This window comes from Pseudomonas sp. B20(2017), assembly GCF_002113125.1.
Lineage (GTDB): Bacteria > Pseudomonadota > Gammaproteobacteria > Pseudomonadales > Pseudomonadaceae > Aquipseudomonas.
This window is the reverse complement of the sequence record NZ_NEJP01000009.1, coordinates 186163-198900: the sequence shown is the minus strand read 5'-3', so window position 1 is coordinate 198900 and position 12738 is coordinate 186163. Positions and strand designations below refer to the sequence as shown.

The 12738-nt window shown below is 61.7% G+C and carries 10 protein-coding genes; 4 read left to right on the top strand and 6 right to left on the bottom strand.

Annotated features, from left to right (window positions below):
- Nucleotides 1-2 precede the first annotated feature (2 nt).
- The 4 genes from glmS (at nucleotide 3) to CAF63_RS15445 (ending at nucleotide 5632) form a co-directional block, all read left to right on the top strand.
- On the top strand, nucleotides 3-1835 hold the full coding sequence (glmS, locus tag CAF63_RS15460) for a glutamine--fructose-6-phosphate transaminase (isomerizing) (RefSeq protein WP_085686122.1): 1833 nt from the start codon (nucleotides 3-5) through the stop codon (nucleotides 1833-1835).
- A gap of 71 nt (nucleotides 1836-1906) precedes the next feature.
- Nucleotides 1907-2833: a LysR family transcriptional regulator gene (locus CAF63_RS15455; RefSeq protein ID WP_085686119.1), complete on the top strand. Its 927-nt coding sequence runs from the start codon at nucleotides 1907-1909 to the stop codon at nucleotides 2831-2833.
- A gap of 104 nt (nucleotides 2834-2937) precedes the next feature.
- A complete protein-coding gene (locus CAF63_RS15450; protein WP_085686117.1) occupies nucleotides 2938-3564 on the top strand; it encodes a glutathione S-transferase family protein in 627 nt (208 codons plus the stop codon).
- Between the two features lie 37 nt (nucleotides 3565-3601).
- The gene (locus CAF63_RS15445) at nucleotides 3602-5632 is read left to right on the top strand and encodes a pyridoxamine 5'-phosphate oxidase family protein (protein WP_085686115.1); all 2031 of its coding nucleotides are present in this window, start codon (nucleotides 3602-3604) and stop codon (nucleotides 5630-5632) included.
- A gap of 4 nt (nucleotides 5633-5636) precedes the next feature.
- Here the strand turns inward: CAF63_RS15445 and CAF63_RS15440 are convergent, their stop codons facing one another.
- From CAF63_RS15440 to CAF63_RS15415, 6 genes are read right to left on the bottom strand one after another with little or no spacing between them, the layout of a single operon-like run.
- Nucleotides 5637-6767 carry a glycosyltransferase family 4 protein gene (locus CAF63_RS15440; protein WP_085686113.1) on the bottom strand — a complete coding sequence of 377 codons (1131 nt, stop codon included), beginning with the start codon at nucleotides 6765-6767 and terminating at the stop codon, nucleotides 5637-5639.
- Nucleotides 6768-7898 (bottom strand): glycosyltransferase family 1 protein, encoded by a 1131-nt coding sequence (locus CAF63_RS15435; RefSeq protein ID WP_085686111.1) that lies wholly within the window; start codon nucleotides 7896-7898, stop codon nucleotides 6768-6770.
- A complete protein-coding gene (locus tag CAF63_RS15430; protein ID WP_085686109.1) occupies nucleotides 7882-9249 on the bottom strand; it encodes a glycosyltransferase family 1 protein in 1368 nt (455 codons plus the stop codon). Before CAF63_RS15430 ends, CAF63_RS15435 begins: the two co-directional genes overlap by 17 nt.
- Nucleotides 9246-10496, bottom strand: coding sequence for an ABC transporter ATP-binding protein (locus CAF63_RS15425; protein WP_085686107.1), 1251 nt, complete (start codon nucleotides 10494-10496; stop codon nucleotides 9246-9248). The genes CAF63_RS15430 and CAF63_RS15425 overlap by 4 nt, the downstream gene beginning before the upstream one ends.
- A complete protein-coding gene (locus tag CAF63_RS15420; protein WP_085686105.1) occupies nucleotides 10496-11293 on the bottom strand; it encodes an ABC transporter permease in 798 nt (265 codons plus the stop codon). Before CAF63_RS15420 ends, CAF63_RS15425 begins: the two co-directional genes overlap by 1 nt.
- Nucleotides 11294-12736: a mannose-1-phosphate guanylyltransferase/mannose-6-phosphate isomerase gene (locus CAF63_RS15415; RefSeq protein ID WP_085686103.1), complete on the bottom strand. Its 1443-nt coding sequence runs from the start codon at nucleotides 12734-12736 to the stop codon at nucleotides 11294-11296. It lies immediately after the preceding gene.
- Nucleotides 12737-12738 lie beyond the last annotated feature (2 nt).

Genomic DNA, 12738 nt, shown 5'->3' with positions numbered 1-12738 from the left:
GCATGTGTGGAATTGTCGGCGCCGTTGCTGAACGTAATATCACCGCCATCCTGGTCGAAGGCCTCAAGCGCCTCGAATATCGGGGTTATGACAGTGCCGGTGTCGCGGTATACACCAACGACGGCTCTCTGGAGCGCACGCGTCGCGTTGGCAAGGTCAGCGAGCTGGATGCAGCTCTGGCTGAACATCCGCTGGTTGGCCGTCTCGGTATTGCCCACACCCGCTGGGCAACCCATGGCGCGCCGAGCGAACGCAATGCTCACCCGCATTTCTCTGGCAACGTCGCAGTGGTGCACAACGGCATCATCGAAAACCATGAGTCGCTGCGTGAGCAACTCAAGGCACAGGGCTACGTGTTCAGCTCCGATACCGACACCGAAGTCATCGCCCACCTGCTGACTGAGAAACTCAAGACGCTGCCGGACCTGACCGACGCTCTGAAGGCTGCGGTAAAGGAACTGCATGGCGCTTACGGCCTGGCGGTGATCAACGCGCAGCAACCGGATCGTCTGGTAGCGGCTCGCAGCGGCAGCCCGCTGGTGATCGGCCTGGGCCTGGGCGAGAACTTCCTCGCGTCCGACCAACTGGCCCTGCGTCAGGTCACCGATCGGTTCATGTACCTGGAAGAGGGCGATATCGCCGAAATCCAGCGTGACAAGGTGCAGATCTGGGACGTGACCGGCAAAGCCGTCGAGCGCCAGACCGTGCAGTACACCGATGGCGCCGAAGCCGCCGACAAAGGCGAGTTCCGTCACTACATGCTCAAGGAAATCCACGAGCAGCCAACCGTTGTGCAGCGCACGCTGGAAGGTCGCCTGAGCCAGAATCAGGTCTTGGTACAAGCCTTCGGCCCGCAGGCCGCCGAGTTGTTCGCCAAGGTTCGCAATGTGCAGATCGTTGCATGCGGCACCAGCTATCACGCCGGCATGGTCGCCCGTTACTGGCTCGAAGAGCTGGCCGGGATTCCGTGCCAGGTCGAAGTGGCCAGCGAGTTCCGCTACCGCAAAGTGGTGGTGCAGGCGGACACCCTGTTCGTCACCATCTCCCAGTCCGGCGAAACCGCCGACACCCTGGCCGCCCTGCGCAACGCCAAGGAACTGGGTTTCCTGGGAAGCCTGGCGATCTGCAACGTCGGCATCAGTTCGCTGGTGCGCGAATCCGACCTGACCCTGCTGACCCAGGCCGGTCGTGAAATCGGTGTAGCCTCGACCAAAGCCTTCACCACGCAACTGGTTGGCCTGCTGTTACTGACGCTGTCCTTGGGCCAGGTTCGCGGCACTCTGGCCGATGGCGTTGAAGCCACGCTGGTCGAAGAGTTGCGCCGTCTTCCAACCCGCCTTGGCGAAGCCCTGGCGATGGACAGCACCGTAGAGAAGATTGCCGAGCTGTTCGCCGAGAAGAACCACACGTTGTTCCTCGGTCGTGGTGCGCAATTCCCGGTGGCGATGGAAGGGGCCTTGAAGCTCAAGGAAATCTCCTATATCCACGCCGAAGCCTATCCGGCCGGCGAACTGAAACATGGCCCGCTGGCGCTTGTGGATAACGACATGCCGGTGGTCACCGTTGCACCGAACAACGAACTGCTGGAGAAGCTCAAGTCCAACCTGCAGGAAGTCCGTGCACGTGGCGGCGAATTGATCGTGTTCGCCGACGAAAAAGCCGGGATGACCAACGGCGAAGGCACCCACGTGGTGCAGATGCCACACATCCACGACATCCTGTCGCCGATCCTCTACACCATTCCGCTGCAACTGCTGTCGTACTACGTTGCGGTGCTCAAGGGCACGGACGTGGATCAGCCGCGTAACCTGGCGAAGTCGGTGACGGTGGAATAAGTTATCCACAGTTGATCACCCCCTAAAATCGCAGCTTCGGCTGCGATTTTTTTCTCCGGATCGAGGGCACCATGGATCGCTTTCAGGAAATGCAGGTCTTCACCATCGTTGCCCAGGAGCAGGGCTTTTCCGCTGCTGCGCGGCGTCTGGGTCTGTCGGCGGCCAGCGTGACCCGGGCGGTGGCGGCGCTGGAGCAGCGGATCGGTACGCAGTTGTTGATTCGTACCACCCGCAGTGTGCATTTGAGCGAAGCGGGCCTGCGTTATCTGGAGGACTGTCGGAGAATTCTCGCGGAGGTGCAGGAAGCGGAGGATTCCGCTGCCGGCAGTCATACCCAGCCCCGTGGGCAGTTGACGGTGACGGCGCCCGTTTTGTTCGGCGAACAGTTCGTCACGCCGGTGATGGCGCGTTACCTGACGCAATACCCGGACGTTTCCATCAATGCCCTGTTGCTCGACCGGGTGGTGAACATGGTCGAGGAAGGGGTTGACGTTGCGGTGCGCATCGGCGAGTTGCCGGACAGCAATCAGCATGCGATCCGGGTCGGTGAGGTGCGGCGGGTGATTTGCGGTTCGCCGGAATACTTTGCGATCCATGGCCGGCCGACGCATCCACAGGCCTTGGCCGGGGCGCCGGTGGTGGCGACGTCGGCCATCGGCCAGCAGCGCAGTTGGCCATTCATGGAACACGGTGAACTGATTGGCGTAAAACCGGAGCCGCGCCTGGTGGTCACGGCCAATCAGGCTGCGATCACGGCGGCGGCGCTGGGCCTGGGGCTCACCCGGGTGCTGTCTTATCAGGTGGCCAGCAAGGTCGCCTCCGGCGAACTGGAAATCGTCCTCGCCGAGTTCGAACTGCCTGCGCTGCCGATCCACGTGGTGTATCAGGGCGGGCGCAAGGCGCCGGCGCGGGTGCGCAGTTTTGTCGACTTCATGGTGAACGCATTGCGTGAGCATCCCGCCTTGAAAAATGCCGCTTTATTTCATCCAGAGAAATAATGGATTGCGTTTGCTGGTGATTCTGTTGTTTTCACGATAGGTGGAAGATGGCTCCCACGGCCGCCGTCCACCCTGAACGGTGCCATCATTCAACGGAGTCGACCATGCAAGCGATCAAACTCTACAACTTCCCGCGTTCCGGTCACGCCCATCGCGTCGAGCTGATGTTGTCCCTGCTGCAATTGCCGACCGAGCTGATCTTCGTCGATCTGGCCAAAGGCGAGCACAAACAGCCCGGCTACCTGGCGATCAACAGCTTCGGGCAAGTACCGGCCATTGATGACAACGGCGTGGTGCTGGCCGACTCCAATGCGATTCTCGTCTACCTGGCACAGAAATACGGCAACGGCCGCTGGCTGCCAAGCGATCCGGTCGGCGCCGCGCATGTGCAGCGCTGGTTGTCGGCAGCCGCCGGGCCGATTGCCTTCGGTCCTGCCGCCGCCCGCCTGATCACGGTGTTCGGAGCGAAGTTCAACGCTGAGGAAGTCATCACCCGCGCGCACAATTTTCTCAAGGTGATGGACCTGGAACTGGGCAAAACCCCGTATTTGGCGGGTACTGAGCCGACCATCGCTGACGTGGCCGCCTATAGCTACATCGCCCACGCGCCAGAAGGCAATGTTTCGCTGGACGACTACGCTAACGTTCGCGCCTGGCTGACGCGCATTGAGGCATTGCCCGGTTTTGTCGGCATGCCGCGCACCATTGCCGGTCTGCAAACCACCGCCTGATATTCAATCTGTGCCGACGGCGCAGGGGGAGACTGTGATGGAACGTTCACCGTGGCACGCTGGCGAGCAACAATTGCAGGCCCATGTCGGCGTAGCCGAGCGCATGGAGGAATTCGGTCGCAAGGTCATCCGCACCTGGATGCCGGATCAGCACCGTCAGTTCTATGAGCAATTGCCCTTCATGCTGTACGGCGCGGTGGATTCCGAAGGTCGCCCGTGGGCCAGTGTGCTGGAAGGTGAACCGGGTTTCGCCCATTCACCGGAGCCGACGCAGTTGCAGTTCGACAGCCTGCCCGCTGCCGATGACCCGGCGCAGTTGCGGGCCGGGGACGCGGTCGGTCTGCTCGGTATCGAACTGCATACCCGACGGCGTAACCGGATCAATGGCCATATCGGCAACTTCGGCACCAGCGGTTTCGAACTGAAGGTGGATCAGGCATTCGGCAACTGCCCACAGTACATTCAACTGCGCCAGTTTCAGCGGGTAGCGCTGACGGATCCCGCCACGCGGCGTGCCGAACACCATGACGGTCTGGATGATGCGGCCGTTGCGTTGATCGAAAGTGCCGACACCTTCTTCGTCGCCAGTTATGTCGATGTCGATGGCGAGCGCTCGGTGGATGTCTCCCACCGTGGCGGTCAGGCTGGTTTCGTGCGGGTGGAGGGCAATCGCCTGACGATCCCGGATTTTGCCGGCAACCTGCACTTTAATACCCTCGGCAACTTGCTGCTCAATCCCCGGGCCGGGTTGCTGTTCATCGACTTTTCCACAGGCGGTGTGTTGCAGCTCAGCGGCCGTACCGAATTGATTCTCGAAGCACCGCAGATCGAAGCCTTCCAGGGCGCCGAACGGTTGTGGACATTTGAAGTGGAGAAACTGGTTCGACGTCCGGCGGCACTGGCTCTGCGCTGGCGCTTCGACGGGATGTCGCCCACCAGCCTGCTGACCGGTAACTGGGCCCAGGCCGATGCACGGCTACAAGCCAAGGCGCTGGGTGATGCGTGGCGTCCGTTGCGTGTGGCGCGGATTGAGATGGAAAGCCGACACATTCGCTCGATCTATCTGGAGCCGAATGATGGCGCGGGACTGCCGGTGTTTCTCGCCGGGCAACATCTGCCGCTACGTTTCAACCTCGAAGGTGAGACGCATATCCGTACCTACAGCCTGTCGGGGGCGCCATCGGACGACTTCTTCCGCATCAGCGTGAAGCGTGAGGGCCGAGTATCGACGCACCTGCACGAGCAGATTCAAGTCGGTGATGTGCTGGAAGCGCGATTGCCCCAGGGTCATTTCACCGTGGCGGCCCTGGAACGCCGGCCGTTGGTGCTGCTGGCAGCTGGCGTTGGCGTCACGCCGTTGCTGTCGATGCTGCGTGAGGTGGTGTATCAGGGCCTGCGCACACGGCGGATTCGTCCGACCCTGTTTGTGCAGAGTTCCCGCAGCCTCGCGGATCAACCGTTTCGCGCGGAGCTGGACCGGTTGCTGGAGGACGCCGGTGATGCCGTGAAAGTGTTGCGGGTTCTCAGTCAGCCAGAAGAGGATCTGGTGGAAGGCGAGGACTTTGATATTCGCGGCCGCATCGATGGTGATCTGCTGAAGAACCTGCTGACTGACGAGGACTTCGATCAGGTCGACTTCGTTCTTTGTGGTCCAGGCGGTTTTACACAGGGAATCTACGACACTCTGCGCGAACTGGATGTGCGGGACGCCCAGATCCACGCAGAAACCTTCGGCCCTTCGACGCTCAAGCGCCAAGCCGATCCGGATGCAGTCGTGATCGAACAGGCGCCTGCCGCCACCACTTCGGTCCCTGTGGTGTTCGAACGTTCTGCCAAGGAAGCGCGCTGGCAGCCCGATGGCGGCAGTCTGCTGGAGCTGGCGGAAAGCCGTGGCTTGCGTCCTGAATTCAGTTGCCGTGGTGGTTCGTGCGGTACTTGCAAGACGCGACTGGTCAGCGGTGCGGTGAATTATCCACAGCCTCCGGCGGATATGCCGGAGGAGGGACATGTGCTGATTTGCTGCGCGGTACCGGCACAAAGTGCCCAGCCGCTGGTGCTGGATCTGTAACGGATCAGGCGTAGGACAACGCCTTTTCTTCCAGCAGCTCCTGATACAACTCGGTCCACTTGCGGCCCATCTCATCGGCTGTGAATAACTGCCGATAACGGGCCTCAGCCTTGAGGCCCATTTCGGCGGCGCGGGCCGGGTTTTCCCACAGGGTACGCATCGCTTCACGAAAGGCCTGTGGATGACTCGGCGGCACCACCAGCCCCGTCTCGTTGTGGATATTGATGTAGCTGGTGCCGGTGCCGATCTCGCTGGAGATCATCGGCTTGCCGTACATCGCGCCTTCCAGCAGCGAAATGCCGAACGCCTCCGAGCGCAGGTGCGACGGGAAGACGATGGCGTAGCTCAGTTGCAGCAGCGCGACCTTGTCTTCATCGCTCAGACGTCCGAGGAAATGAATGTTGCGCAAACCCAGCGCAGCAGCCTGGGCGTGCAGTTCCTGCTCCAGCGGGCCGGCGCCGACGATCACCACCGGGTAGTCCACGTCCTTCAAGGCGTCGAGCAGGATGTGCAGGCCTTTGTAGTAACGCATCACGCCGACAAACAGGAAAAACTTATCCCCAAGCTGCTGACGCCAGCGGTTCATGCGCTCGACGTCGGGTTGTGGATAACCCGCCTTGTTCAAGCCATAAGGGATGACGCGCGTCTTGTCCTGGAACTGCTGCAAGACGTCGCTGGTGTGCAAGTAATTCGGCGAAGCCGCGACGATCCGGTCGGCACTGGCCAGAAAGCGATTCATCAGCGGGCGATAGAGTTTGAGCAGGTGTTTCTGGCGAATGATGTCCGAGTGGTAGGTCACTACGCTCGGTTTGTTCAGGGCACTGGCGAAATGCACCAGATCCATGAACGGCCACGGGAAGTGGTAGTTGATCACATCGGCTTCGGCCGCCAGTTCACGAAACTGCTTGAACACGCTCCAGGAAAACCCCGTGGAGGCGAACTGGATGTCGAGTCTGGCGCGATGCACTTCGTGTTGACCCAGTTGCAGCACCGCCGGCTCGGGATTGGCGCTGAGGGTCAGCACCTGGCCTTCGATGCCGTGTTGGGCGCCACTCTCGCAAAGTTGAAAGATGACTTGCTCGATACCGCCGACCGAATCAGGCAGGTACGTCTTGAAGAAATGTAGAACTCGCATTCAACCTCCCATGGCCTGGTGGTAGGCGCCGGCCGTGGCCTGCGCGCAACGCTTCCAGGAAAAAAGCCGTGCCTGCTGCAATCCGGCTTCCCGGCATGCCTGCCAGTGCGCTTGATCATCGATCAGTCGGCTCATCGCGTTACGCAAGCCGTCTGCATCGTCAGCTTCAATATAGTTGCCGGCGTCCCCCGCGACCTCCGGCATGGCCGAAGAGCGGGTGAGCACCACCGGCGTGCCGCTGGCCATCGCTTCAAGCACCGGCAGGCCGAATCCTTCATACAGCGACGGAAAAATCAGCGCCCGGGCGCCGGCCAGCAATTGCGCGACTTGCTCGTCGGGCAAGTAGCCGAGCAGACACACGTGCCCGCAAGCCAGCGCCTGCTGCAATTCTTCACTGAACTGGTCGCGCTGCCAGCCGGCCATGCCGACGATCAGCAGCGGGAAACGCTGGCGCACCCGATCAGGCAACAGCGCGTGGGCACGCAGGGCCAGGTTCAGGTTCTTGCGCGGCTCCAGGGTGCCGACGCAGAGGAAATATTCCCGGTAATCGACCGCGTGGGCCTTGAGTACCGTGTCGATGGCTTTCGGCTCGCGCGGATGGAAACGCTCGGCGACACCCAGCGGCGCGACCACGAAGCGCTCGGCGGGCAATCCGAAATAGTCCCGAGCCTCGTCAGCGATGGCTTGTGAGTCGGTCAGAATGATCCGCGCCTGGCGTACGCCGTCGGCGAGCCTCCTTTCGATTTCCCGCAGCCGTGCCGGCGGCTGGGTTTCGGGGAAATGCAGGTGCGTGAGATCGTGCAGGGTAATCACGGTCGGGCCGTCGAAGGTCAGCGGCCACAGGCTCGGTTCGTGATACAGATCGACCGGTTGCGCAGGGCCCTGATCAAAGCGTTTCTGCTCCAGCCAGCGGCGTGCCTGATAGGCGCCGGGGATCTGCCGCAGCAGCGGCGTCAGGCGCGAATAACCGGGCATCGCCGCTTCCGGCAGTTGCGAGCTCCAGCCCCAGCCATGGAACAGCGCCACCTCGATATCGGTTTCAGCGTGCAAGGCATTCACCAGCTCAGCCACGTAATGGCCGATGCCGGTGCGCGGTGCCTGGAGAATCCGGGCGTTAAGGGCTATGCGCATGTTGCCTCGCTGACACCTCAGGTGTCTCCAGCACATGGCGCGCGGTACGCTCGGCCAGTTGCGCGCTGGCTTCGCGCCAGCCGATCCATTGCCAGTCGCTGACATCGCGGGCGGCCGGGAATCGACCGCTGCGTTCAAAGGCCTGCACCAGCTCGGAGAGACTTTGCGGCGATTGCAGATCGAAATACGCCATGAACTCGCCACCGATCTCGCGGAACACCGGGATGTCGCTGCCCATCGCCGGCAGCCCGCGCTGCATGGCTTCCACCAGCGGCAGGCCGAAACCTTCGACGAAGGAAGGAAACACCAGCGCACTGGCATGGGCGTAGGCGTGTTCGAGGCTGGTGTCGCTCAAGTCGTTGAACATGAACAGGCGCCGGTTCAGTTCTGGATGATTGCGGATCCGGGCAAGCAGCGCATCGCACTTCCAGCCAATGCGCCCGGCGATGCACAACCGGGCGTTCGAGCCGTTCACCCAGGCATGGTCGAAGGCATCCAGCAGATAGTCGTGGTTCTTGCGCGGCTCGATGGTGCTGACCATCAGGAACACCGGCTCCTGTGTTGCGAACATCTGTTGTAAACGCGGTTCGACGGCGGCTTCGACGCTCCGCAGATCCAGCTCAGAACCGAGGTGAAAGTAGTCGAACCAGCGTTTGCCGACTTGTGCCGATCCGAGGCGACGTTGCAGTTCTGCACGCACCTGATCGCGCACCGTGGCGGAAATCGCCATGAAGCCGTCGGCATTGCGTGCGATCCAGTCGAACCACTCGCTGTACACCTCGACCAGCCGCGTGTCGTAAAACTGCGGATGGGACAGGGGAATCAGGTCGTAGACCACCGCAACGATGCCCAGACCTTCCTGCTTGAGTCGCTCGGCATGAAGGAAAAAGTCCGAGTGCCAGGACGAATCCAGCAGCACCAGTTGATCGCCTGGCTGGTGTTGCAGCGGCTCGCAGCGTTGAGGCAATTGATAGCGATTGACCTGCTCGACCAGCCGCAACGGTATCCCGAATGCACCGAACGAGATCAGGCGATAGCCGACGTACAACAGGCGTCGTGCCAGTTTTGTGCGGCAACGGGTGTCCAGCCGTTGATGCAGCTGCCAGAAGCGATGAGCCAGCCGTTCCAGGCGTTCGCCAAACGTGACGATGGCATTGAACAGCGGCGAATCCAGCGGTGCCAGACGCTTCACACGGTATAGCTGGCCCTTGAGCAAGACCACCGGCACGCATTCGACCCCTTCAGCACTTGGCGCAAGCTGTTTGATGACGTTGCGCACCACCCGCTGAATCCCCGAATTGACCTTCGGGTGTTTGAACACGTGGGTGCATTCGACCAGCAGGCGAGTCATGGTGCGCGCTCCACGAGGCTTTCTGCGCTCCGGGTGATCGAGGTTTTGGCGCCCAGCCACGCGCAGCCAACGAAATCTTCCTCTCGGTTGTTGATCACGTGAAACACCAGGCCGTAGTCACGCCATTCGAAATTGCGGTCCAGGTGCGAGTCCAGTCGCGACAGGCTCAGGGCGACTGAATAGTTGCCCTTGCCCAGGCCCATGACGAAATTGAAACGGTAAGTGATGCGTTCACCCGCGTGCAGATCCTCCAGCGCCTGGTTCTGGCGGTGGGTGTTGATGCCGTACATGGCCTGGCCCAGGCGATCCTTGATCATGAAGCCGAGCACCAACCGTTCGATATCCTGACGAATCTCCACCTCGACTTCCAGTGTCACCGGCTGACCGACTTCGGCGGCGTCGATGGAGCGCTCGCGTTCATCGAGCAGGCGCACGCTGAGTATCCCGGCCTCACCAGTGCCGGACACGGTGCGCACCTGGCCGCCGCCGAGCAGCTCCTGGCGCACGGTCTGGCCTTCGCGTTCGGCGAGCAGGGCGTTGTAGTAATCCATGACCGCTTCGGGCTTGTCGTGCATGACCATGTGGCCGCCTTCGAGCAGAATCGCCGAGTCGCAGATCGACTGGATCGCCGAGCGGTCGTGGGACACGATCAACAGCGTGGTACCGGCCTTGCGGAAGCTGCGGATGCGGTCGAAGCTTTTGTGCTGAAAGTAGGCATCGCCCACCGACAACGCTTCGTCGACGATCAGAATGTCCGGACGGCGCGCGGTGGCAACGCTGAAAGCCAGGCGCATCTGCATGCCGCTGGAATAGGTGCGCACCGGGTGATCGATCGCCTCGCCGATTTCCGCGAAGCGTTCGATGTCCGGCATCAGTGCTTCAATATCTTCGACCTGCATGCCCAGCAGTTGCCCGGCCATCACCGCATTCTGCCGACCGGTGAAGTCCGGGTGAAAACCCATGCCCAGTTCCAGCAGCGCCGCGACCCGACCCTCGAGCTGAATCTGGCCGCAGGTCGGTTGAGTGGTGCCGGTGATCATTTTCAGCAGGGTGCTTTTGCCGGCGCCGTTGACCCCGACAATACCCACCGCTTCACCAGGGGCGATTTCGAAATTGACGTCCTGCAGCACCCAGTGCTGGCGATGGCGGATCGGTGAAAACGGAATCAGCCATTCGGCCAGGCGACTCCAGCGAGTGGGGTACTGCTTGTAGGCCTTGCCCAGACCGGTGACGCGTATGTGCCCCATCAGAGTTCATCCACCATTTCGCCGACCCGCCGGCGGAACAGTCGCAGGCCGACCGCGCATAACAGCAGGCCAATCACGAAGATCGGCAGCAGCGAACTCCACACCGGCCACTGACCGTAGAGAAACAGGTTCTGGTAACTGCCGATCAGATTGGTCAGCGGATTGAGCTGCAACAGGCGCTGCACCCACTCGGGCAGGATGCTCAGCGGGTACACGATCGGCGTCAGCCAGAACCAGAATTGCAGGCAGATGGCGAACAATTGCCCGACATCGCGAAAGAATACGTTGAGCACGCCTAGGATCATGCCCAGCCCGGCACAGAACAGCACTTGCAGCGCCAGCAGAGGCGCCAGTGCCAACAGGGCCATGCCCGGCCAGCGTCCGGTGATCAACAGAAAACCGAGGAACAGGCCGATGATGATCGCGAAGTTGATTCCGGCATTGAGCAGCACGATCACCGGCAGGCAGAGGCGCGGGAAGCTGATTTTCTTCAGCAGGTTGGCGTTTTCCAGAAACATGTTCTGGCTGCGCAGGGTGATTTCCGAGAACAGGCCCCAGGTCAGCAGCCCGGCGCACAGGTAGACGCTGTAGGCCATGCCGTCGTCCACGCCGGGCAGACGGGCGCGCATGATGTGGGAAAAGATCACCGTGTACACGATGATCATCGACAGCGGGTTGAGTACCGTCCACAGCGCGCCGAACAGCGAATTGCGATACCGCGCTTGAAACTCCCGCTTGACGCTACCGAGGATGAAACCCCGATAGTCGTGCAGCGAGCGGTACAGGGAAAGCAGCATTCACACCGTCCTGCCGTATTGGTCTTCGAAGCGGACGATGTCGTCCTCTCCCAGGTATTCGCCACTTTGCACTTCGATGATCACCAGATCGATCACGCCGGGGTTCTCCAGACGATGCTTGTGACCGGCGGCGATGAACGTCGATTCGTTCTTCGCCACCAGGGTCGTGCCGCTGCCGTTGTTGGTGACCTTGGCCATGCCTTCGACCACCACCCAGTGTTCATTGCGGTGATGGTGCATCTGCAGTGACAACTTGCCACCGGGTTTGACCACGATGCGCTTGATCTTGAAACGCGGGCCTTCTTCGAGCACGGTGTAGGTGCCCCACGGACGGTTGACCGTACGATGCAGGCGATAGGCTTCGTGGGATTTGTCCTTGAGCTGCTTGGCCACCCGCCGCACATCCTGCGCACGGTCGGCATGGGCCACCAGCACGGCGTCGGCGGTGTCGATGACGATCAGGTCTTCAACACCCACGGCGGCCACCAGCCGGCCTTCGCTTTGAACGAAGTTGTTGCGGCTGTCGATGAAGATCGCTTCGCCGCTCGCACGGTTGTTGTCAGCGTCGGCCGGCACCAGCGCGGCGACTGCGCCCCACGAACCGATGTCGCTCCAGTCGAAACCGGCGGGTACCACCACGACTTTCTCGGAGCGCTCCATCAACGCGTAGTCGATGGAAATGTCGGTGATCTCGGCGAACAGCTGCGCGGACAGTTCCTGTTGCAGGCAGCCGGCGGTTTCCACCGGTTCGCTGGCAGCCATGCAGGCGCGGGTCTGTGCCAGCAGCTCGGGTGCATGCAGCTCCAGCTCGGCGATCAGGGTCGCGGTGGAGAAGCAGAACATTCCCGAGTTCCACAGGAAGTTGCCGCTTTCCAGGTAGTGGGTGGCGGTTTGCAGGTCGGGTTTTTCCACGAAACGCTGTACTTTGGCGGCACCCCGGTCATCCAGCGGCGCGCCGGTCTCGATGTAGCCGAAGCCGGTTTCCGGGGCGGTCGGCACCACGCCGAAGGTCACCAGATAACCATCCTTTGCCAGATTGACCGCGTGCTCGACGGCACTTTTGAGCGCGTCTTCATTGACGATCAAATGGTCGGCCGGCATGACCACCATGATTGCCGCATCGCCGTGCAGTGCCTGTAGCGACAGCGCCGCCGCCGCGATGGCTGGCGCTGTGTTGCGCCCGGTAGGCTCGAGCAGGAAATGCCCGCGATGCCGGGACAGACGTGCGGCCTGATAGTGATCCTTGCTCTGGAAGTAGTACTCGCGATTGGTCACCGTGACGATGTCGCCCCAGCCGTCCAGCAGCGCGGCGGCGCGACGGTAGGTCTTGCCCAGCAGCGACTGGCCGTCGGGCAGGGTCATGAATGGCTTGGGATGGCCCTCGCGGGACACCGGCCACAAACGGGTGCCGGCACCGCCGGACAGAATCACGGGGATCAGCATGG